21 protein-coding genes and 1 tRNA gene are annotated in these 21955 nt (G+C 36.4%); 19 read left to right on the top strand and 3 right to left on the bottom strand.

Annotation, left to right across the window (positions count from 1 at the left end; translation table 11 throughout):
• Positions 1-120: 120 nt before the first annotated feature.
• Together HMPREF9010_RS10035 and HMPREF9010_RS26715 are read right to left on the bottom strand one after the other, a co-directional pair.
• Positions 121-711 carry a hypothetical protein gene (locus HMPREF9010_RS10035; RefSeq protein ID WP_008649615.1) on the bottom strand — a complete coding sequence of 197 codons (591 nt, stop codon included), beginning with the start codon at positions 709-711 and terminating at the stop codon, positions 121-123.
• Positions 712-1041: 330 nt separating this feature from the next.
• Positions 1042-1164 (bottom strand): hypothetical protein, encoded by a 123-nt coding sequence (locus tag HMPREF9010_RS26715; RefSeq protein WP_255342293.1) that lies wholly within the window; start codon positions 1162-1164, stop codon positions 1042-1044.
• A gap of 358 nt (positions 1165-1522) precedes the next feature.
• On the opposite strand from HMPREF9010_RS26715, the gene HMPREF9010_RS10030 reads away from it, so the two are divergent.
• The 10 genes from HMPREF9010_RS10030 (at position 1523) to HMPREF9010_RS09985 (ending at position 9828) form a co-directional block, all read left to right on the top strand.
• Positions 1523-1969, top strand: a complete 447-nt coding sequence (locus HMPREF9010_RS10030) for a JAB domain-containing protein (protein ID WP_008649616.1) — start codon at positions 1523-1525, stop codon at positions 1967-1969.
• Positions 1970-2366: 397 nt separating this feature from the next.
• Complete coding sequence (locus HMPREF9010_RS10025) at positions 2367-2954, top strand: tyrosine-type recombinase/integrase (RefSeq protein ID WP_005679026.1); 588 nt, start codon at positions 2367-2369, stop codon at positions 2952-2954.
• A 1018-nt stretch (positions 2955-3972) separates the two neighbouring features.
• Complete coding sequence (locus HMPREF9010_RS10020) at positions 3973-4320, top strand: hypothetical protein (RefSeq protein WP_008649619.1); 348 nt, start codon at positions 3973-3975, stop codon at positions 4318-4320.
• A gap of 7 nt (positions 4321-4327) precedes the next feature.
• Positions 4328-4708 carry a hypothetical protein gene (locus tag HMPREF9010_RS10015; RefSeq protein ID WP_008649620.1) on the top strand — a complete coding sequence of 127 codons (381 nt, stop codon included), beginning with the start codon at positions 4328-4330 and terminating at the stop codon, positions 4706-4708.
• 3 nt (positions 4709-4711) lie between these two features.
• Entirely contained in the window at positions 4712-4915 is a 204-nt protein-coding gene (locus HMPREF9010_RS10010; RefSeq protein WP_008649622.1) for a hypothetical protein, read from the top strand.
• 469 nt (positions 4916-5384) lie between these two features.
• A complete protein-coding gene (locus HMPREF9010_RS10005; protein ID WP_008649623.1) occupies positions 5385-6194 on the top strand; it encodes a J domain-containing protein in 810 nt (269 codons plus the stop codon).
• A gap of 26 nt (positions 6195-6220) precedes the next feature.
• Entirely contained in the window at positions 6221-7291 is a 1071-nt protein-coding gene (locus tag HMPREF9010_RS10000) for a penicillin-binding transpeptidase domain-containing protein (protein WP_032852745.1), read from the top strand.
• A 106-nt stretch (positions 7292-7397) separates the two neighbouring features.
• On the top strand, positions 7398-9347 hold the full coding sequence (locus HMPREF9010_RS09995; protein WP_008649625.1) for a glucosaminidase domain-containing protein: 1950 nt from the start codon (positions 7398-7400) through the stop codon (positions 9345-9347).
• On the top strand, positions 9331-9522 hold the full coding sequence (locus tag HMPREF9010_RS09990; protein ID WP_008649626.1) for a hypothetical protein: 192 nt from the start codon (positions 9331-9333) through the stop codon (positions 9520-9522). Before HMPREF9010_RS09995 ends, HMPREF9010_RS09990 begins: the two co-directional genes overlap by 17 nt.
• A gap of 81 nt (positions 9523-9603) precedes the next feature.
• Positions 9604-9828 (top strand): hypothetical protein, encoded by a 225-nt coding sequence (locus tag HMPREF9010_RS09985; RefSeq protein ID WP_008649627.1) that lies wholly within the window; start codon positions 9604-9606, stop codon positions 9826-9828.
• Here HMPREF9010_RS09985 and HMPREF9010_RS09980 read toward each other — a convergent pair.
• On the bottom strand, positions 9813-10154 hold the full coding sequence (locus tag HMPREF9010_RS09980; protein WP_008649628.1) for a hypothetical protein: 342 nt from the start codon (positions 10152-10154) through the stop codon (positions 9813-9815). The two genes, HMPREF9010_RS09985 and HMPREF9010_RS09980, sit on opposite strands and share 16 nt — an antisense overlap.
• A gap of 557 nt (positions 10155-10711) precedes the next feature.
• On the opposite strand from HMPREF9010_RS09980, the gene HMPREF9010_RS09975 reads away from it, so the two are divergent.
• From HMPREF9010_RS09975 to HMPREF9010_RS25505, 9 genes are all read left to right on the top strand, one after another.
• Positions 10712-11749, top strand: coding sequence for an ankyrin repeat domain-containing protein (locus HMPREF9010_RS09975; protein WP_005679044.1), 1038 nt, complete (start codon positions 10712-10714; stop codon positions 11747-11749).
• A 325-nt stretch (positions 11750-12074) separates the two neighbouring features.
• Positions 12075-12162, top strand: a tRNA-OTHER gene (locus tag HMPREF9010_RS26165).
• A gap of 273 nt (positions 12163-12435) precedes the next feature.
• Positions 12436-12990 (top strand): RNA polymerase sigma-70 factor, encoded by a 555-nt coding sequence (locus tag HMPREF9010_RS09970; RefSeq protein ID WP_008649630.1) that lies wholly within the window; start codon positions 12436-12438, stop codon positions 12988-12990.
• Between the two features lie 57 nt (positions 12991-13047).
• Entirely contained in the window at positions 13048-14034 is a 987-nt protein-coding gene (locus HMPREF9010_RS09965) for a FecR family protein (RefSeq protein WP_008645190.1), read from the top strand.
• A 161-nt stretch (positions 14035-14195) separates the two neighbouring features.
• The gene (locus tag HMPREF9010_RS09960) at positions 14196-17519 is read left to right on the top strand and encodes a TonB-dependent receptor (RefSeq protein ID WP_008649633.1); all 3324 of its coding nucleotides are present in this window, start codon (positions 14196-14198) and stop codon (positions 17517-17519) included.
• Positions 17520-17534: 15 nt separating this feature from the next.
• Complete coding sequence (locus HMPREF9010_RS09955; protein WP_004305022.1) at positions 17535-19175, top strand: SusD/RagB family nutrient-binding outer membrane lipoprotein; 1641 nt, start codon at positions 17535-17537, stop codon at positions 19173-19175.
• A gap of 33 nt (positions 19176-19208) precedes the next feature.
• Positions 19209-20330 carry a glycoside hydrolase family 18 gene (locus HMPREF9010_RS09950; protein WP_004305021.1) on the top strand — a complete coding sequence of 374 codons (1122 nt, stop codon included), beginning with the start codon at positions 19209-19211 and terminating at the stop codon, positions 20328-20330.
• 32 nt (positions 20331-20362) lie between these two features.
• Positions 20363-21505, top strand: a complete 1143-nt coding sequence (locus HMPREF9010_RS09945) for a DUF1735 and LamG domain-containing protein (RefSeq protein ID WP_004310490.1) — start codon at positions 20363-20365, stop codon at positions 21503-21505.
• Positions 21506-21669: 164 nt separating this feature from the next.
• Positions 21670-21840: a fibronectin type III-like domain-contianing protein gene (locus HMPREF9010_RS25505; protein WP_004299796.1), complete on the top strand. Its 171-nt coding sequence runs from the start codon at positions 21670-21672 to the stop codon at positions 21838-21840.
• Positions 21841-21955 lie beyond the last annotated feature (115 nt).

A 21955-nucleotide genomic window follows, 5' to 3' on the forward strand; every position in this document is an offset into this window, starting at 1 on the left:
CTTTATATGCTTATGAAGTCGAATTAATAATGACAGAGATAGCATTTGATAAGAATACTACCACTACCTTTTAATGAGATTCATATTATAAGGTTGGGGCTCTCTACACATATATCCAAATTACATCTTTAGTCTGATTTGAGTGTCAATAAAATACAAGTCCTTGTCAATACCGTACAGCACATTGTTGGGAACGGCATCAAACACTTCATATTGGTCGTTATGGAACTCGTCTATGTAATCCATTTCAAAGCCAAGCGCTTCCATGTATTCAACAATTTCATCTTCTGTTGCTTCCCGTTCTGCCAATATGTAAGGTTGTGTGAGAACTGCACTGAACTCTTGGCGGCTGTTATAAGAGAAGCCAATCATCTGATAGGGTACATTACTAAAGAACTTATTGTGTGCGTTAATGCGAATGAAGAAGTTCTCCAAATCATCCCCTGCATACTCAAAGTTGTTCAGCTTGATAACAGACGATTTACCGTCATGGAATACTTCATTCTCACCGCCCTTATCCATGTAGGTAATGTTGAGGTGTGACAAGTCAATCCATAAGTTGTTGGCGTTGGCAAATACTATCAGTTCTTTAATTTGCCTTCCCTTATAGCCCTCTGTTGGTTCAATTTCTCCTGTTGCTTCCTTACTTCTTCCGGTGATACAGGCTGCTTGCTCCAAGAGATTATTGATTGGCGGGTACGCTCTATCCATTGCTTGTGAAATTCATTAATGTATTCCATAATTCATATAATTATGAGTTTATGCAAATGTAACCAATCTATTTGAATCTGACAATATATAGATATATAAGTGTACTACCTTTTAATGAGATTTATTTATATTATATACCCCAACTCAAATTTGGTAGTATCTAAAATCATACCCCCGCCCCTTTAGATTTAGGTCGTGTTTCTATTTAAACTTTATGCTTTGATAAAGTAAAATTATTAGTCAGGCAGTGAGCATAAGGTATATATTATGCACTCTATAACGGTGTAACTACTCTACACCCCCTCACCCATTATTGGAGAAGTAAATAGTTTAGCGTGAATCGCTTTCCAACTCACAAGCTTTCTGAATCTCTGGAATATCAGCCTCATCTATTATTAATATATGATTCTGTATTGACAGACACAAAGACAGGTGATAAAGGAAGTTCTTCATGTCAAGCCGTCTATTTACTGCTTTATTCACTGATTACTAATCTAAAACAATATGTATGGAAGATTTAAAGATGTTATGTACGATTGGTACAATACTAATTGTGCCGTTAATTCTAATGCCGCAATTCTTTATTGGATTATTAATACTGATTGTGGCTTGCTTAGCTTTCAGATAGGGGAATTTCAAATTAACAGGATTTTATGAGAAGTTTATTCTATCTGTTAGTTGTCATTGCTACAATGATTGTGGCAATGTTATCCTTTCCTTTATTAATAGCGGGCTATATCTTATTGCTAATATATGCCTTGTTCAAAGGATAGCAGTTATTAACAAGACAATCACATTAATAATTGACGTTATGAATTTAGATTATAAAGTTGGAGAAGTAGAGCTTACATATAAGCCAACTACCAGAAACAGAAGCAAGGTTTACAGTGCTGCTGACGCTTTCCAGATTCTGCTGCCTACCTTCAAAGAAGGGACTATAGATTACAAGGAGTACTTTAAAGTATTATTCTTGAATCAAGCCAACCAGGTCTTGGGATATACACAAATATCCGAAGGTGGGATAACAGAGACAAGCGTAGATGTCAGAATGATATTGCAGGCTGCCCTGCTAACTAATTCTGTATCTTTAATCTTGGCACACAATCACCCAAGCGGGAATTTAAAGCCAAGCACACTGGATATTGAGTTAACGAGATGTATTAAGGAAGCTGCCAAGCTAATGAGAATTAATGTACTAGACCATATCATTATGACAAGTGAAAGCTATTATAGCTTTAGCGATGAAGGTACGCTTTAACTTGTTTGTGTTCAAATTGGGAATGTGTTCAAATTAATCTGCAAAGGTGGTTTGAACACATTCTTTTATGTTATCAATTTAATCAAAGATTATGTTACAAGCATTATTAATCGTTACATTCTGGATTATAGTTTTCTTTATTGCGTGTGCAATCTCACCTATTGTATTCTTCTTGATGATTATTTGGACTATATACAAGATTATTACGATGAAGTAGTACATGAAGTACTAATAAGGGTATCTATATACTATATATAGGTACTCTTTATTAGCTATAGCCAGTAGTATAACATTCACTTCTGTTATTAGTGAATGTTTAGCTAGTAATCAGCAAGTTAGATATTCCAACTCAAAATTAATATTCACTTTTATTAGTTTCACTATAAAACAGAACATTATGTCACTTAAATATTCAAGTACAACAGCAGATTATCTGCAATGGAGCGAAGCAATGAACCTAGTAAGAAAGTTGGCAAGGGATAGTAACTATAAGATGTCACTTCTTATCGCTTTGGGTTGCTTCACAGGTCTAAGAATTTCTGATATTCTTGCTTTGAGGTGGAATCAGATATTAGATGCAGAAGAATTTACCATTATAGAGATTAAGACAGGGAAGCAAAGGACAATTAGGATTAATATGCAGCTACAGCAACATATCAGAGATTGTTATGAGCATATAAATCCAGTTGGCATAAATGCTCCTGTATTGATAAGTCAGAAGGGGACAGTGTACACAGTTCAGAGAATCAATGTCATGCTGAAAGAGATTAAGAAGAAGTACAAGTTACATATAGGTAATTTCAGTTGTCATTCTCTTAGAAAGACCTTTGGCAGACAGGTCTATAATATGAACAGTGATAATTCAGAGCTTGCACTTGTTAAGCTCATGGAGCTATTCAATCATTCCAGTGTATCAATTACTAAGAGATACTTGGGATTAAGGCAAGAGGAATTACTTAATACCTATGATTGTCTTAGCTTCTGATAATTGAGATTTGAGACAGAATGAATCGGAGTTTACTTATTTATGCTCTGAATAGTTCTGTCTCAATTTATGGATATTCAGAGTAGAAATAGCTCTCAACTCTCATTTTAACAGATACATTTAATTGCAGAATAAAATACCTTTCATTATCTTTGTGCCAATCCTAGAAATAGGAGGACATATTAACGAAAGGTGTTTTGCATAGTTCTTGTCTCTAAATTCGCCAAAATTTATACAATCACAGGAACGTGCACAACACCGCACTAGTGCTATATGCCTATCTAATGATAGTTCATATATCGTCTGGTGCGGGTTACTGTTGTGTATTTGTGATTGGAGCGTTTGGCGATGCTTGGAGACATATACATTGGCAGTTCCCGCACCTATTTGTATGTAGAATTGTATCTATTGGGAACTAGATACAACAAATGATAGACTATGGAACAGGCATATTTACAACTAGTCCCTACCTCTCAAACAGTATGTAGACTGTTAAAATCCTTACTAAATCCAAAGATTAGGTATTTTTATCTTAAAATCTTTGGGTAAATAAACTAAGTAATTATTATATTTGTGACAAGATAAAGTATTATAGCAGTCAATTATATGCTATCGGTTCTCTAGTACTTTAAATACTATGATTAACAACTTCCTTGGGGAGAATTGGGGAGTATAAATCAATATCTATAAGAAGCAGACATACTACTTATTTACCTATTCAGTTCTATTATCAGATAGTAGAATGAATCCACAGAGTTATATTCAACCTTTTAATAAGGATTATTTAGATTATATACCCTTCACTATGATAGGTTGAATAGCCAACTAACATACAGAACTATTAGAATTTAAGCTTATGTATCTATTAATGACTTTATTAAGTAGAGGTAGGATGTCTGACTATGCAGATTCTTCTTCTGGATATGGTGCTGAAATATTCGCAGTGATATTGGTAATTGGATTTGTATTATATGCAATTATCGAACGTTGGAGATATAAGAATAAATGATTTATTATCATGGAATTAAGAAGAATATTATTAATATGTCTACTAGGTATGTTTAGCATTAACATACTTGCTGACAACTACAAGTTTGACTATGCGGTAATTAATAATGAGAAGGTTACTACCGTTAATGCGCCTAATATTACGGCTACTCTAATCAGTTCTACCAAAGCTACTGTTACTTATCAGAATGAAACCATTGTATTAGTTTCTAAGGATAGTTTAAAGTATGAGGGACGTGGTAAGAATGGAGTAATAGTAGTTGCCAATAAAGTTAAAGGGGTGTTGAGTAGAATAACTATAGGAGCGACTGTTAACAATCAGATAGTTATGCTTGTTTATAAACGAATTAATAATTAAATTTATCATGAAAGCAGATATTGGACTTATATTCAAATACATTTTAGCTATAATTATACCTTTAATCGTTTACTTCGGAATAGGGTGGATTGCTAAAGATATCTACTTCTCTATATGGGAGATAGTAGATAGCACAACTCTAGAAGAAATCTATAATAAAGAAATTCTTGTATATGCTTGTGTAGCTGTTGGATATATAATTCTTTGTCATATAATATTGGATGATAATAGCCCTGTTGGTGGAATGGTATTTGCGGGAGCGTTCCCTGTTGTGGGCTATATATTATGTGTATATGTGCTTCCTATATCAGAAGGAGCTGCGATTTTAAATACTATCTTGTGTATTGTTGGGGATATAATGGCCTCTTTAGCCTTTATAAGAGAATAGCTTATGTGGATTTGGGTCATTATTATAGCAATTATCATTGGTGCTATTTGGGGAGCTTTGACTTCTAAAGACGGAGAGAAGAGTGAAGGTGCATTTGCAGGTGCTGTAACAGGAGGTATGGGATGTGGATATGTACTAATTCAAATATTTATCTTCGGAATCGGTATAATGATATTATTCTGGTTGTTTAGAGCTCTATTTGGGTAAATAATAAACGGAGTTATTATATGGAAGATATGTTCTATGCAATTATAGGACTAGCCTTTATTATCACTTTGGCAGTTCTAGCACAGAAGAGAAGGAACAAACACTTCACTAAGAAGTGTCCTAAATGTGGTTATCCAACTGTACACCCTAAACCTACAGGGCTTAAATACACAGGTGGGTGTCCTTGTTATGATTATAAATGTCCTCAATGCGGACATAAGTTTTACAATTAAATCAATCAAGAATATTATGATAGCATTTTGGTTAATTCATGCAGTATTTTATTTATTGACATTCTGGCTTGGAGTGAAATACAATAAAGTATTACAGGTGAATGGTAAGAGGAATGGAATTATATTAACTATCTTCACTTTGCTCTTCATCATATTCATTACTGGATTATTTAATTATTATGGACTTTGTAATAACCTATTATAAATAGTAAATATTAGGTTTCAATTAGAAGAAGATGAAGAACTACTATCAAATATTAGGATTGGAAGAAGGTGCAACTTTGGATGAAATTAAAGCTGCATACAGGGAATATGTAGTGAAGTTTCATCCAGACAAGCATAATGGGGATAACTTCTTTAAAGAGAGATTTCAAGAGGTACAGGAAGCATACGACTATTTACGTACACATTATACAGAATCTGACGAATTTATTTATAATAATGAAGAAGATTTATCAGAGCAGTCATTAGAACTTAGTGATATTGAGATTACATGCTCAAAGAATGAAATCAACGAAGGAGATACTATAACTCTTTCATGGTATTCAGCTATCCCTTGTCTAGCCAATATTATCATAGATAATGGATATAGTAAGAAACTATATGACAATGTTGGTTATACTGGAGGTAAATCGATAATAGTGAAGAGGATAAAAGGGGAATATCTTACTGTCACTCTCCAGTGCTATAACCAGAATAGTGAAGTCTCTAAAACCATTTATGTTGATAAGATAAAGGGTACTTCCATAGATAAGCAATTCCAAGAAGATACTTTAATCCAAAAGGAACTTGATAATAGTATTATTTATCAAATTCTCCAATTATTATCATTTATTGGGCTATTGGGATTTCCTATAATTATCATTTACTTCTCATTAGCAGGTGATGAATCCCGACATACCTCGTTGGAACATATTGCTATAATATGTGTAGGTATTTGTGTGGGATTCTTTATATGGATAGTTACATTAGGACCTCTGCCCTCTTATTTTAAAGAACGTATAATTAAGAAGATGAGAGATATGGGTAAGTTTGATAAGAAGTAACCAATATAAGTAAAACGCATAATATAATGAAGGGTAGATTATTAATTTCAACGATAATGATAGGATTAGTCTCCTGTCAATCCAAGCAGCAAGCTACAGGAACTGTTTCCACCATAGACAGTACATTACAAACTAATGCTACTGCCATATTGGGAAGCAAGTTATCAGAGATAAATGCCCAATCTGGGCAGGTTATAGTTATGGAAGTTCAGACAGGGCAAATTAAGGCTTTAGTTGGACTTACTAGGAAAGATAGTACGAACTACCAACCATGTGAGAACTTCTCTGTATGGCAGTCTACTGGTCTGATGCACCCAATATCACTATTGGCAGCTTTAGAAACTGGTAAGGTGAAGTTGAGTGATAAAGTTGATACTGGAAATGGTATCTACCAAGTTCATGGCAGAGAGCTTAAAGACCATAATTGGCATAGAGGTGGATATGGTGAGCTTACAGTACAAGAAGGATTGGCAGCTAGTTCCAATATTGCTATTTATAAGACTATGGAGAAAGCATTTGCTAATAATCCCCAATCGTATTTTGATTTATTAGCTAATATGAGCTATGGTAAACCGGATAGTATCACAGGAATAGCCAATCTAAAGCCTGCACACTTTGTAACTCCTAAAGATAACAATTGGACTAAGACAGCCTTTGTATGGTCTAGTATTGGTTATAACCAACATGTATCGCCAATCCAAATACTAACTTTCTATAATGCTATCGCCAATAATGGGAAGATGATACAGCCTCAACTATATAAGGATAGTGTAGTAGTTATTAATCCTCAAATAGCAAGTAGGGCTAGTATTGATAGTTTAAAGAAAGCTCTAGTATTTAATATTACTGACGGATTAGGTCAACATGCCAAGTCTGATAAGGTACTAGTTGCAGGTATGCAGGGAACTAGTTCATTATCTACTAATGAGGATAGTACTAAGGATATGTATGCGGTAGAGTTCTGTGGTTACTTCCCTACTGATAATCCTAAGTATAGTATCATAGTTTCCATTAATAAGGCTGGATTACCTGCAAGTGGTGAACTAATGGCAGGTGATGTATTTAAGAAGATAGTTGGATTACTATTTCCTTGTTGAATCATACTCATGCTGTTAATATAATATTCAACCTTTCTTAGTCATATATCTATATATAATACCCCTATGCCGGAAAGGTTGAATATTTATAAATGGCAAACGAGACATGCGCAAGAAGTTCATCAAATCAAGTCGCCCAACCTATAAGAAGCGAATCAAGAAAGCTCAACAAGGAATGAGATTTGTTAGTTATAATCCAGTAAGTAATCCTACAATAGATTACACTGATATTACTAATCCTATTAATCCATTTAGTGAGTATAATTACAACACAACTTACGATAAACCAGAAGCATTAGTAGTTCCAGTAAGAGATACTAATGAAACTGATGTAGTAGCTAATAATCCTACAGTAGAGCCAGTAATTAATAAGTCAGTAGCTAGTAAATCTGTTACCGATAAACCTGTTACTGCCAACTCAACTTGGAAGAGTCCATATACTAACAGAAAGCAATGGGCTACAGAACTTATTAATGCCTATAAGAAGGCAGGTATTACTAATGATAATGCAATTAGAATGCTATTAGCACAAGACGCATTAGAATCTAGTTGGGGTAAGTCTGCGCAAGGTAAGTACAACTTTGGCAATTTAACTACTGGTAGTTCATGGAAAGGTGATTATGTAACTGGTAATGATAAAAATGCTAAAGGTGAAGCTATTAAGCAGAAGTTTAGGTCTTATAATTCTATGGATGAGTATGCAGCAGATAAGATACAATTCTTAAAGAGACTATATGACTTTGATGAGAATGATGATATTAATAAGTTTGTAGCTAAGCTTACTGGTTCTAATAAAGGTAAGAGAAGATATGCAGAAGCTAAGGAGTATGCCAATTCATTAAGAGGTGTGTATAATAGTTTCAAAGCAGGTGGTATTATTAAATACCAAGAACCTGCACAACCTATTAAATATATGGGAGGTTATGATAAGAGAGGTAATATGGTATTGCCAGTTACTAATGAGAATGGTATGAATAATGTAACTTTACCAGAAGTAACAGTTACTCCTAGGAATATTAATCTAGCAGGAGCTGTAGATAGAGGAAGGAGAACTGTTGGTAATATGGGTAAAGAGATACTATCTGCAACTACTCCATTAGGTGATATAGAATCAGCTAAAGATATATACCAAGATGCTAGGTCTGGTAATTATGGTCAAGCCGCCTTGGGTGCAGGATTACTATTACTTCCTAACTTTATTGAGAAGCCATTAAAGGCACTTAAACGAGTTGGTAAGAAGGTTGTTAAAGCATCTAATAAATATCCCGCTAAGAATTTAGAGGTTAATCTTAATCCAGATAGAAGTTGGAATATGGATAAGATACATAGTGATGTAGATAAGGGAACTAAGGAAGCTATAGATTTCTTGGAATCAGACGTAAAGAAGGAGACTGAATTATATAACAAGGAACTAGCGAAGAGATTAGGATATGAACATTTTACACCATACCCAAATGGCGCAGATAGGGCTAGAGTTAAAGTAACGCCAGATTATGAAACGATTACTTATCCAAATGGGGAGTTTGCTGGTAGGGTAGCATTTGATGCAGACCCTTCTAAAGATATACTACAGTATAATAAGCATTATAACTTACATCCAACTGCATACCATGAAACTCTACATAGAGGATATTATGGAATGGCTGATAAGGACAGGATGCCAATGGGAGGTAATTTGTTTGAGCATGTTAAACGTAAGACTAATACTAGGGATTTCTACAACTTTAAAACCAAGAAGTTATTAGTTCCAGAGAATGAAGCTCCTGATTTAGAGACATATAATTACTTGCTTATAGAGGGAGAAACAGCCGCTAATACAATGGAACTAGGTAAGAGATTGGGATTGCAACCAGGACAAGAATATCCAGGCAGACAAGCTTTAGAGCAAATGCTTAAGGAGTTCTCTGAATCTGGTAATGAACATGCATTTATAACTAAGTACTTAAATATGAAACATCCTAAGAGAGTATGGAACGCATTGACAGGTAAGTATTTTGTATATCCATTAATAGGAACTACATTAATAGGAGGAATGAGTTATGATAGAAATGAGTAATAGTGAGTATAACGAATTGCTTAACGACCTTTATGCTAAGGTTGAAGCAGGAGAGATGACTGAAGAAGAAGCTTGTAAGAAGATGTGGAGTGTAGATAAGATATGGATGGCCCCAGACCCACGTGAACCGCATGATGTACCAGATGATTATATACCACCAAGTAACAATACTTAACATTCTTGCATTAGTTTAATTGGCTAATAATCAATAACTTTACATATAGATATATAACTGATAATAATTAAATGGATTAATATGGATAATAAATGGACTAAAGTGCAGGAACATCCCGTTTTAGAATGTGGAGTAATGACTAAAGAAGACGGGCAAGTAAAAGTTACAGCACTATTTAAAAGTAACAACAGTACTATAATGGTGTACAATAAAGAAGATAATTATGTCTTTATGAGAACAGAAGGAGGGGTGAACTGGCATCCTATCCATTCTGTCCCAATGGAAATAATTCAACAATTATGCTGAATGTTCTTCTCGAAGTTGTTGCCTTCTAATATATCAACTTCATCAGCTTTGAGTTGCTCATAATCAGCATAGTATATAACGCCTATGTAATTTGATGCTTCTATAATATCTCTGTCATCACGTTCGTGGTCTTCTAGCCTTTGAGGAATATTGGTATCTTTACCACAATAAATTAATCTAGTAGTAGTTTCATCCTTATAGAAGTAAACATAAAGCATACCAAACTCCTCTACCGGTTTAAAAGTAGCAGGTAATGTAAATACAGAGAAGTTATACTCTTTAAGTGATTTACCAAATAATCGGAGTGGAATTGTTACTAATGGCATAATCTTATAAATTTAATGGTTAAACATATCACAAATATACAGATTATTATTAATATAGCAAGTAGATAATTAATCTTAACATGATGTATTAGTCTTGTATGATTAACATCAAATCTAAATATAATAATGAGTAAAATAGTAACACAAGACAAATTGAATGAATTGACTGGAATGTCAATAGATTACGGGAAGGGGGGGGACTGCCCGACTTATAAGGAGAAACTTTTATATTATTAGTTCTGCGATTATATAATAAAATAAGCCCAACTTAGCTTTCGCTAGGCTGGGTTTTATTAATTATAAAGTATGAGTATTTAATGTGTGCAATTTTACCAAATACAATATTGATAATCTTAATAGATAGAATGACCTGTTTTATTATTCTTGTAAATCTTTCGTATTAGTGTGGTTATCTATCTAGGATAATCGTTATAAATTCTTACACGTAAATATTCTATAATAATAAAGAAGTTGTATATTTGTGCTTAGCATTTCAAGTTATGGTTTCCATTAACTTAATGCTATAATTGATAAATAAACCGACTAAATAATGTAATATGCGAAGGGAAGAAGTAGTGGCACAATGGCAGAGGGAATATGATAGCTTCTTACAAGACTGTATGAATAGGGATTGGGCTAAGATTGCAAGAGCTGATGAACCCAATAGGGATTGGGCTATAATGTTTGAAGTAGATAGGTCATTTATAAATAATGCGAAGAGTTTGCTCTTTACTATAGAGAATCGACTGTATGATGTGTTACAATTCTTATTAGATAAAGGTGCTGACCCCAATTCTAGTTTAAGGAGGTACAATAGCGATAGAAGGTGTTATGAAAGCACAACTCCATTGATAGAGGCTGTTAAAATAGGTAATTTAGAATCTGTTAAAATATTACTCGATAATGGTGCAGATATTAATTTCTGTGTGGAGAGAAACCTATCAGATAGAGACGTATATTTTAACAAGACAAGGATTAGAGTGAAAGAACCTTCTGATGATTTGTACATTAAACCAAGAGAGAAGAGAACAGATGATGAGAAGATGTATATTTGGAAATATAGTACGGGAGAGTTAGCCAATATGTCTCCTATACAAATTGCCTATAATTATCGTCATGACAACATTGTTGATTATTTGTTGTCTAGAGGGGCTACGATGAAAGTTAATATAAGACCTAGTGGAATCTTCCCGTTCCCCTTTACTACTTTAGGCGAAATGTTGAGACGCTGTAAATTGTATTTTATCAAAGAAGTTGGACTATGTGAAGAACGATATTATGCTTTACGTACCCAAGTTAGGGAGTTTGAGAGTACTAAAGAATTATTAAAGGGTTATGAAGTACGAAATGCTGTGCCATACCCCTTTAGGATTGTTTCAACAGCAGTACTTCTTCTAGATAATTCTCTTGAATTTAAATTCCAATACATGGCATTATACTCACTATTTATTTTAGAATATTGGAATGAAATAATAAACTCGAAGACCCATATTGCAGCTTATGCAAAGGTTGATGATATTGGATATTTGATATGTTGGCTTGTAAAGGAAACAGAATATTCGAAATCTACAAGGCAATCACTAGGTTTAAAATAAGAAGCTGTCTGGTCAATAATCTAGTTGTATTCTATTTGAAAGTTGAATGTTTCTTATATAGCCATAATCAATACTACCTTTTATTGCAGAATATATTTATATAATACCCCTATCTATGAAAGGTTGAATAGTTGCATTATAAGTATAATTCACTACCTTTGCAGCGTGGGTAAATCCTACAAAGGAGATTATTAATTTATTGGATAACTAATCTTGTTCTACATAGTTGATGTAAACCAATATGTAAACCGGAGTATAGTTAGTGTAGGAGAGATTTATAAAGCTTTTATTGTAATGTGTTGATTATTAGAGATATATTACAATCGTATTCGACCGGCGAAGTCACCGGCAAGAAGGACTTAAAATCCTTTGGCCATTGCGGCTGTGCGGGTTCAAGTCCCGCTTCGAGTACGAGTATTCTTTATAGGCTTTATGAATCATTGATTCATGAAGCCTTTTTTATTTTTATGGGTGTGTAATATACATTTGTTTTGTTTGAGGGAGCTTTGTAGTAATGGCTACTTGAAAAAAAATCAAAAAACAGTAATAATATTTTTTTATTCTGTTATTAATCTTTTATTTTGCTTTCAGATTATAAGTTTATAATGAATTATTATATTACCGCTTCTTTAACCTTATACATGGTACATTTAATTTAACCGTTAACGCTGAAAAATACTAGAGAGATGGAAAATAACGACAAGCAGATTGAATTAAAGTTTCAGAGGTTTTTTACTGTGAATTTTCCGAAAGTAAAGAACTTTGCTCAAATGCTGCTTAAATCTGAAAGTGATGCAGAAGATGTGGCTCAAGATGTTTTCTGTAAGCTTTGGATGCAGCCGGAGTTATGGCTGGATAATGATAAAGAACTAGATAATTACATTTTCATAATGACTAGAAATATAGTTCTGAACATCTTTAAACATCAACAGGTAGAGCAAGAATATCAGACGGAGGTTATAGAAAAAACTTTTCTTTATGAATTGACAGAAAAGGAAGAGATATTGAATAGTGTGTATTATAAGGAGATGCTCTTAATTATTCAGTTGACACTGGAGAAGATGCCGAAGCGTCGTCGGTTGATATTCGAACTAAGTCGTTTCAGGGGATTAAGTCATAAAGAAATAGCTGATAAACTCGATGTTTCTATCCGAACAATAGAGCATCAGGTTTATTTGGCATTGATCGAATTAAAGAAGGTACTCCTCTTTTTTATTTTTTTCTCTAATATTTTTAAGTAGTATGTATGTAGTAGTTGTATTTAGTGTATAAAGCCCAAAAAAGAAAGAAAAAGATTCATGAAAAATTATATTCAACAACTCGTAGAATTATTCGGCCATAATAGCTATTCAGCCGGAACACAGAAGAAAGTGCAACAGTGGTTGGCTGATGAGGAGCATGTTGATGAAAAGAGTGAGGCTCTTCGTGAGCTTTGGAAACAAGCAGGAGAGCAGAAAGTGCCTGATGGCATGCAACAATCAATACAACGAATGCGGCAGAATCTGGGAATGCAGTCTATCACTTCACGTAGAAATTACCAGTTACTTATATGGAGAGCTGCAGCTATTTTCTTGTTAGCAGTCTCATCCGTTTCTATTTATTTGATGTTGGAAAAGGAACGGCCGGAAAAAGATTTAGTTGAATGCTATATACCGACAGCGGAAATTCGTGAACTTACATTACCGGATGGTACAAATGTCATGCTGAATTCGAAGAGTATACTACTATATCCGGAAAAATTTACAGGAGAGACTAGAAGCGTATATTTGATTGGTGAGGCCAACTTTAAAGTGAAACCGGATAAGAAGCATCCTTTCATTGTAAAGGCCAATGATTATCAAGTTACTGCTTTAGGTACTGAATTTAATGTAAATGCTTATCCGGAAAATAGCGAACTGATGGCTACTTTGCTGGAAGGTAGTGTGAAAGTTGAATTCAATAACTTGCTGTCCAATATTATTTTAAAGCCTAATGAACAGTTGGTATATGACAAACATACGAAAGCGCACAATCTGCGGATGCCTGAGATAGATGATGTGACAGCATGGCAACGTGGGGAATTGGTTTTTAGTAATATGTATCTGGAGGATATTTTTACAAGTCTTGAACGCAAATTTCCTTATGCTTTTGTATATAGCCTTCATAGCTTGAAAAAGAATACATATAGTTTCCGCTTCTCCAAACAGGCGAATCTGGAGGAAGTTATGAAGATTATATCGCAAGTTGTAGGAAATGTAAACTATGTTATCAAGGGAAATAAGTGCTATGTAACTAGTAAAGAATAAATATATTGTAGAACCTTTTAAATTTAATACGTAATGCAAAAAAATACCCGGAAGGAATGGCCGTTCCTCCCGGATATGAAATCAATCTCTTTTAATATTAGCGTAATATTGACGCTATTCTGAATGATCCTAGAATAATAACCAATTAACTAATACTAAAGATGCTACAAATCTACGAAAAAATAGCAGAAAAAATAGCTCATAAGCGGGTCTTTCTCACTTTTTTAAGTCTTATTCTTATACAGACTTTCGCTTTGGCTCAAAATGATAGTAAAATAACTATCCAGCAAAAGAACATCACTGTCATTGATGCCTTAAAAACTGTGGAAAAACAGTCTAAAAAGTCTATAAATTATAGTGATTCCGAATTAAAAGGAAAAGTAATAGCCCAGTTAAACTTGCGGAACGCATCCCTCGAAACCGCACTTGATACCATCTTAAAAGGGACGGGCTTTTCATTCCAGATTCAAGGTAACTACATCATAATAGCTGAAAAGAAGCCTGTAGTTGCACAAACCCTTAAAAATATCAAAGGAAAGGTTACTGATGAAAGCGGTGAACCGTTGATTGGAGTAAATATATCTGTGGATGGTAGTTCTACAGGTACGATTACCGATTTCGATGGTAACTTTACGATCAAGGCGGCAGAGAAATCTATTCTCAAAGTATCTTATATCGGATATGCTGCACAGATAATTCCTGTTTCCAAGAAAGATTTCTATCCGGTTGTAATGAAGCAGGATACAGAAGTGCTCGATGAAGTTGTTGTAACGGCATTGGGTATCAAACGTGCAGAAAAGGCGTTGTCTTACAATGTACAACAAGTCAAGGGAGATGCACTGACTACGGTAAAAGATGCTAACTTCGTAAACTCGCTGAACGGTAAGATAGCCGGAGTGAGTATTAACAAAAGTGCTAGTGGAGTTGGTGGTGCGACACGTGTTGTAATGCGTGGTGCAAAATCTATCGAAGGTGATAACAATGCTTTGTATGTGGTGGACGGTATTCCTTTGTTCAATACCAATATGGGAAATACCGACAGTGGTATTATGGGTGAAGGTAAGGCCGGAACAGAAGGAATCGCCGACTTCAATCCCGAAGATATTGAAAGTCTTTCTGTTTTGAGTGGTCCTTCGGCTGCTGCGTTGTATGGTAGTAGTGCCGCTAACGGTGTAATTTTGATTACCACTAAAAAAGGAAAAGAAGGAAAACTTTCAGTGCAGTTCTCTTCTTCTTCAGAGTTCAGCAAAGCTTATATGACTCCTGAGTTTCAAAATACGTATGGTAACAAAAAAGATATGTATGAAAGCTGGGGTGAGAAACTGTTGACTCCTACAAGTTATGATCCTAAGAAGGATTTCTTTAATACCGGAACAAACTTTATTAATTCGGTTACGTTGACCACCGGTACGAAATCGAATCAGACTTTTGCTTCTGTTTCTTCTACCAATTCCAAAGGTATTGTGCCTAATAATGAATATGAACGTTTGAATTTCACAATCCGTAATACGGCAACTTTCCTTAATGATAAATTACAACTCGATTTAGGTGCGTCGTATGTGAAACAGAAAGACAAGAATATGGTATCGCAAGGACAATATTGGAATCCGGTGATGGCCGCCTATTTGTTCCCTCGTGGTGAAGACTTTGATGGAATTAAGTCATTCGAACATTTCGATGAAAGTCGCCAACTTCCGGTTCAGTATTGGCCGGTGGCAGATCCGGTATATGCTTCACAGAACCCTTACTGGACTGCTTATCGCAATGTAGCTACGAATGAAAAGAGTCGTTATATGTTCAACGTAGGGTTGACTTATAATATTACCGATTGGTTGAATGCGACAGCCCGTTTCAGAATGGATGACACACATGTATTGTTTGAACGCAAGATTTACGCTTCATCCGACGATAAATTTGCGGAAGGAAAGAAAGGACTGTATGGATACAATAACTATGAAGACCGTCAGGAATATGCCGACTTTATGTTGAACGTAAACAAACATATAGCTGATTTCAGTATTTCTGCCAATGCGGGTTGGAACTATTCTAACTATTGGGCATTGGAGAGAGGATACAAAGGGACATTATTGGGAGTGCCCAATAAATTTGCGGCTTCTAATATCGATCCGGCTAATGGTCGTATCTCAGAAAAGGGTGGTGATAGTCGTGTACGTAATCATGCTGTTTTTGCCAATTTGGAACTTGGTTGGAAGAGTATGCTTTATTTGACGCTGACCGGACGTAATGACTGGAATTCACGTTTGGTGAATACCGATGAAGAATCTTTCTTCTATCCCTCAATCGGTCTGTCCGGGATTATTTCCGAGATGGTCAAATTGCCCGAATTTATCTCTTACCTGAAAGTTCGCGGTTCGTATACGGAAGTCGGTGCGCCTGTATCCCGTTCGGGACTGACTCCGGGTACGGTAACTACCCCTATTGTGGGTGGTGCATTAGATCCTACCGGTATCTATCCGTTTACTGATTTCAAGGCAGAACGTACAAAGTCATACGAATTTGGATTAAGTCTGAAGTTGTGGAATAAATTAAGTGCGGAGGTAACCTACTATCATTCTAATACATACAATCAGACTTTCTTGGGTGATCTTCCGGAATTTACCGGATACAAGCAGATTTATTTGCAGGCCGGTAATGTGGAAAATCGTGGTTGGGAGGCTTCATTAAGCTATTCCGATCAGTTTAAGTTCGGATTAGGAATCTCTTCAACATTGACATTCTCTCGTAATATAAACGAGATTAAGGAGATGGTTGAAAACTATCATACGGATTTGATGGATGAACCGATTAATATTCCGGAGGTTTTGAAGGATGGTGGTCGTGTCATCTTGAAAGAAGGCGGAAGTATCCACGATATTTATGCCAACACCTTCTTGAAGAAAGACCACTTGGGATATGTTGAGGTAAAGAGCGACGGAACCTTTGGAATGGAAAAGGGGGAACCCGTTTATTTGGGAAAAACTTCTCCTGATTTCAATATGGGATGGAGTAATATGTTGACATACAAAGGCTTTGGGCTCGGATTCCAGATCAACGGACGTTTTGGAGGCGTGGTGACCTCTTCTACAGAGGCATTGCTTGATCGTTTCGGTGTATCCAAACGTTCGGCTGAGGCTCGTGAAGCGGGAGGCGTATTGTTGAAGGGACAAGGTCTGGTAGATGCGAAGTCTTATTATCAGATGACAGGTACGGGAAATTATGAAACTTCCGGTTACTATGTATACAGTGCCACCAATATTCGTTTGCAAGAACTTACCTTTAGCTATACTATGCCTAATAAGTGGTTTGGTAACGTGTTGAAAGATGTTACAGTTTCGTTTATAGCCAACAATCCTTGGATGTTGTATTGCGAAGCTCCGTTCGATCCGGAACTGACTCCTTCCACTAGTACTTACGGACAAGGTAATGATTATTTTATGCAACCGAGTGTTCGTAGCTTTGGCTTCGGTATTAAATTTAAATTATAATACACCTTCTTTATTATGAGAAAAATGAATCATTTTAAACTATTAGCGGTGATATGCGCAATGACGCTATTTGCCTCATGCAATTTTGAAGAAATCAATACCAACCAATTTGAGATGAGCGACGGAGAAGGTGCGATGGATGGTTTTGAAGTCGGAGGGCTGATTACAGCTATGCAACGGACAGTGATTCCCGTAGGCACACAGGCTGATGATACAGATGTTATCAATGAGTATCAAATAGCTTATCATCTATCGGCCGATAATTGGAGTGGATTTTTTGGCGAGAACAACAGTAACGGTTGGAACGCAGGTAGTAACAATACTACTTATTATTTGTTGGACAATTGGATAAAAGCGACCTATACACAGTCTTATACCAATGCTCTTGATCCTTGGAAGAAATTGAAAATAGCGTCCGAGAAAAATGGTACGCCCGAAGTCTTTGCTTTGGCTCAAATTCTGAAGATTTCCGCTTGGCACAAGACACTTGAAAGTTTCGGTCCGATGCCTTATTCTCATGCGGCGGACGCTACAATGAACATTCCGTTCGATTCGGAGAAAGAGGTGTATACGGCGATGTTTGAAGAATTGACCGCAGCCATTGAAGAATTAACAGAAAAGGCGGAAAATGGGGTGAATGTAATGGGCGCTTATGATGCGGTATATGCCGGAGATGCTACCAAATGGGTGAAATACGGCAATTCGCTGATGCTTCGTTTGGCTATGCGTGTCCGCTTCGCTGATGCGGAACTGGCGAAAAAGTTTGCTACTCAAGCAGTAAATCATTCTATCGGCGTGATGACGGCTAAGGATGATGCGGCTCAAATGAGTCAAGGAGCAGGTATGACTTTTCGCAACAACATTGAATGGCTGGCAGGCAACTATAATGAAGCTCGTATGGGTTCTTCTATCTTTTCTTATCTGATGGGATATGAAGACCCGCGTTTGAACGTTTATTTTTTGCCGATGGATGGTAATGCCTCTTATGGTGTTGAGGCTTTCAACGGAAAAACATATCAAGCGGTGCCGGCAGGGCATGCCAATGCGCAGAATGATATCTATAAATCTTGCTCAAAGCCCAATATTCAAAGTGGAACTCCTACATATTGGCTGCGTGCATCGGAAGTTTATTTTTTGCGTGCGGAAGCAGCTTTAGTGTGGGAAGGTTTCGGCAGTGCGGATTCATGGTATAAACAGGGCATTGATATGTCTTTTCAGGAGAATGGTGTGACCGAACCTGTAGACGATTATATGAATTCCAATTTGTCACCTCGGGCATATGTTCTTTCCCATTATCAGTATGGGCAAACACTTTCTGCTCCGTGTGAGACTACTGTCAAGTTTGAAGGGACAACTGAGCAGAAGTTGGAAAAAATTATGATTCAGAAGTGGATTGCTTTGTTTCCTAACGGACAGGAAGCGTGGACGGAATGGAGAAGAACCGGTTATCCGAAGTTGAATGTCATTAAGACTTTGAAAGGAGCAGTGCAAGGCGCAACTCTTGAGGGCGGTATTCGCCGTATGATTTATCCCACCAGTTTTTCTCAGACTAACGAGGGAAAGGCTATTTATGAAGCAGCCTTGAAGTTGTTCAATAACGGTGCAGGTGGCGAAGATAAGTCTTCTACCCGTTTGTGGTGGGATTGTAAGAGATAACCTACATGTATCATTTTAATACAGATGAAGAATATGAAATCATTAAGAAAATTGTTATATATTATTCCATTGACAGGCATGATGGTAACTTCTTGCATGGATGTGGAGAATATTGAGATAGACCATATAGGCGGGTATGCCACAATGAACAATGCGGAGAGTGAGGCATATTATGCCAATCTGCGCGCCTATAAGGCGACTGCTTGGAATTACAATCGTCCCGTAGCTTTCGGATGGTATTCCAATTGGGCGCCTGCTGGAGCTTATCGAAGAGGATATCTCTCTGCTATGCCCGATAGTATGGATTTTGTTTCTATGTGGAGTGGCGCTCCAGGACGTTATGAAATCACTCCGGAGCAGAAGGCAGATAAAGAGTTTGTGCAAAAGGTGAAAGGAACGAAACTGTTGCAGGTAAGTCTGCTTTCTTATCTTGGTAAGGGCGCGACACCAAATTCGGTATACCTCGAAGTGGAAAAACAAGCGGAGGAAGAAGGCTGGTCGGCGGCTCAATTGGAAACGGCGAAGAAACAAGCCCGTTGGAAATATTGGGGATTTGAAGGTCAGTTTGAAAGTGAAAACCATTATGCATGTCTGGCGAAGTTTGCCAAAGCTCTGTGTGATTCTTTGTATGCAAACGAATGGGACGGTTATGATGTAGACTGGGAAATCGGTAGTGGTGTGTTTGATATGGATGGCACATTGAGTCAGAATAAGCATTTGATTCATTTGGTTAAAGAGATGAACAATTACATTGGTCCGAAAAGCGATCCGGAAGGTAAAGGACATAAAATGATCTGTATTGATGGAAATATTTATGGGCTTACCCATGAATTGGATGAGTATGTCGATTATTGGATTATACAAAGTTATGGTAGTTCCAATCCCGGTTTTGATGGTTATGGCGTTGATCCTAAAAAAATAATCTGCACAGAGAACTTTGAAAAGTATGCCACTAATGGAGGTCAATTGCTGAAGCAGGCTGCTGCTATGCCGCAAGAAGGTTATAAAGGTGGAGTAGGAGCTTATCGCTTCGATAATGATTATGACAATACGCCAAATTATAAATGGATGCGTCAGGCTATTCAAATCAATCAGCGGGTTTTCAATGAATGGAAAGCGAAACAAAACGAAGCGGAAAATAAACCGCAGAAATAAGTGGACTTATAAAATTCTAAAACAGTAAAAAGATGATGAATAAACATATATTCTATTATTTGATGGTAGGTAGTATGGCGTTATTGTTGGGCGCTTGCAACGACAGCATGAATGACCTGCTGGAGCCTAAGGTTTATTTCGAAAGCAAGGAATATAATTTCTCGGTGGAAGATGAAATGGATGTAATGACATTTGATCTGGTTTCAAGACTCTCGTCAGCAACTTCCTCTCAGGTAGACGTATCATATAGTGTAGCCGAACCAAGTGTAGTAGACGAATACAATGCAAAGTATGGCACAAATTATGAGATGCTTGATGTTTCGCAGGTAAAGCTAAGCAGTACGACATCTTCTATTTCGAGTGGAAAATTGTATGCGGATAATGTAGAAGTCGAACTTTCCGGGTTAGAAGCCTTGAAAGCCGGGAACTCATATGTTTTGCCTATGCGGGTGCATTCGTCTTCGGTGTCGACTCTTTCCGGAACAAACATTGCATATTTCTTTTTCTCCAAACCGTTGAAAATTACCAAAGCTGGTAATTTCAGTAATCACTATATTTCTGTGAAGTTCCCTGTCGGTACTTTCTTCTCGTCATTCACTTACGAAGCATTGATTAATGTGGATTATTTCCTCGATAATAATACGATTATGGGAACCGAAGGTGTGATGATTCTCCGTATCGGTGATGCAGGAGGAGGAATTACTCCTAAAGATTATTTGGAAGTGGCCGGAAGACAGAACTACCGTGTAACGAAACCGTTGTTAACAAATCGTTGGTATCATGTAGCGTTGACTTATGATCAACCGACAGGAAAAACAGGTATTTATGTAAATGGTGAGAAATGGGCTGGTTCAGATTGGGGTATTGACGGTTTTGATCCGAATTCGGACATGGGTTTTTATATTGGTAGAATCTATGGTTTTAAATGGGGTGAACGTCCATTCCATGGTAAAATGAGTGAAGTCCGTGTTTGGAGTGTAGCCCGTACGGAAAATCAACTTAAGCAGAATATGCTGGGTGTTGACCCTGCTTCAGAAGGCTTGGCACTTTATTATAAACTAGACGGATCAGAGACTCAGGAAGGTGGAGTTATCAAAGATGCCACAGGGCGTATAAACGGTACTACAAATGGAATTACTATTAAGACGTTGGATGCTCCGATAGCTATCAATTAATGGAACACACAAATTTGTGAGAGTTTTTGCTCTTTGCATTTTTGAATATGAGTGAAAGCCTGCTTACTGAAAAGATAATATTCTTTTGGTAAGCAGGTTTCTTTTATTTATGTTTGTTTTATGAAGAAGTTACTATTTATCCTGTTTATATCTTTTCCATCTAAATGTTTTTGAAGCGTGGTGAAGAACGGGAAGTGAAGTTTATTTTGTCCGAAGAGGATTTCTCGCTTGTCGATCGGAATTTAAAGAGGATTGTGGAGCCGGGAACTTTTCAGATAATGATTGGTGCTGCTTCCGATGACATAAGATTACAGACGAAAGTAGCTATAAAATAGGAGATGCCATCTTTGACTGAATGTATTTGTAGCTTGCACCTATTTTTATTGTCAAACAGTTAGTATAACATTCAAATAAATGAATATCAATGCTCTCTTGATAATAACCTCTGAT

Origin of the sequence: Bacteroides sp. 3_1_23 (assembly GCF_000162555.1) — a bacterium.
GTDB classification, from domain to species: domain Bacteria; phylum Bacteroidota; class Bacteroidia; order Bacteroidales; family Bacteroidaceae; genus Bacteroides; species Bacteroides ovatus.

What these genes read in the sequence shown, in the direction of transcription:
- HMPREF9010_RS10035 (WP_008649615.1), bottom strand. Translation starts at nt 711, where the DNA reads ATGGATAGAGCGTACCCGCCAATCAATAATCTCTTGGAGCAAGCAGCC.
- HMPREF9010_RS26715 (WP_255342293.1), bottom strand. Translation starts at nt 1,164, where the DNA reads ATGAAGAACTTCCTTTATCACCTGTCTTTGTGTCTGTCAATACAGAAT.
- HMPREF9010_RS10030 (WP_008649616.1), top strand. Translation starts at nt 1,523, where the DNA reads ATGAATTTAGATTATAAAGTTGGAGAAGTAGAGCTTACATATAAGCCA.
- HMPREF9010_RS10025 (WP_005679026.1), top strand. Translation starts at nt 2,367, where the DNA reads ATGTCACTTAAATATTCAAGTACAACAGCAGATTATCTGCAATGGAGC.
- HMPREF9010_RS10020 (WP_008649619.1), top strand. Translation starts at nt 3,973, where the DNA reads ATGGAATTAAGAAGAATATTATTAATATGTCTACTAGGTATGTTTAGC.
- HMPREF9010_RS10015 (WP_008649620.1), top strand. Translation starts at nt 4,328, where the DNA reads ATGAAAGCAGATATTGGACTTATATTCAAATACATTTTAGCTATAATT.
- HMPREF9010_RS10010 (WP_008649622.1), top strand. Translation starts at nt 4,712, where the DNA reads ATGTGGATTTGGGTCATTATTATAGCAATTATCATTGGTGCTATTTGG.
- HMPREF9010_RS10005 (WP_008649623.1), top strand. Translation starts at nt 5,385, where the DNA reads ATGAAGAACTACTATCAAATATTAGGATTGGAAGAAGGTGCAACTTTG.
- HMPREF9010_RS10000 (WP_032852745.1), top strand. Translation starts at nt 6,221, where the DNA reads ATGAAGGGTAGATTATTAATTTCAACGATAATGATAGGATTAGTCTCC.
- HMPREF9010_RS09995 (WP_008649625.1), top strand. Translation starts at nt 7,398, where the DNA reads ATGCGCAAGAAGTTCATCAAATCAAGTCGCCCAACCTATAAGAAGCGA.
- HMPREF9010_RS09990 (WP_008649626.1), top strand. Translation starts at nt 9,331, where the DNA reads ATGATAGAAATGAGTAATAGTGAGTATAACGAATTGCTTAACGACCTT.
- HMPREF9010_RS09985 (WP_008649627.1), top strand. Translation starts at nt 9,604, where the DNA reads ATGGATAATAAATGGACTAAAGTGCAGGAACATCCCGTTTTAGAATGT.
- HMPREF9010_RS09980 (WP_008649628.1), bottom strand. Translation starts at nt 10,154, where the DNA reads ATGCCATTAGTAACAATTCCACTCCGATTATTTGGTAAATCACTTAAA.
- HMPREF9010_RS09975 (WP_005679044.1), top strand. Translation starts at nt 10,712, where the DNA reads ATGCGAAGGGAAGAAGTAGTGGCACAATGGCAGAGGGAATATGATAGC.
- HMPREF9010_RS09970 (WP_008649630.1), top strand. Translation starts at nt 12,436, where the DNA reads ATGGAAAATAACGACAAGCAGATTGAATTAAAGTTTCAGAGGTTTTTT.
- HMPREF9010_RS09965 (WP_008645190.1), top strand. Translation starts at nt 13,048, where the DNA reads ATGAAAAATTATATTCAACAACTCGTAGAATTATTCGGCCATAATAGC.
- HMPREF9010_RS09960 (WP_008649633.1), top strand. Translation starts at nt 14,196, where the DNA reads ATGCTACAAATCTACGAAAAAATAGCAGAAAAAATAGCTCATAAGCGG.
- HMPREF9010_RS09955 (WP_004305022.1), top strand. Translation starts at nt 17,535, where the DNA reads ATGAGAAAAATGAATCATTTTAAACTATTAGCGGTGATATGCGCAATG.
- HMPREF9010_RS09950 (WP_004305021.1), top strand. Translation starts at nt 19,209, where the DNA reads ATGAAATCATTAAGAAAATTGTTATATATTATTCCATTGACAGGCATG.
- HMPREF9010_RS09945 (WP_004310490.1), top strand. Translation starts at nt 20,363, where the DNA reads ATGATGAATAAACATATATTCTATTATTTGATGGTAGGTAGTATGGCG.
- HMPREF9010_RS25505 (WP_004299796.1), top strand. Translation starts at nt 21,670, where the DNA reads ATGTTTTTGAAGCGTGGTGAAGAACGGGAAGTGAAGTTTATTTTGTCC.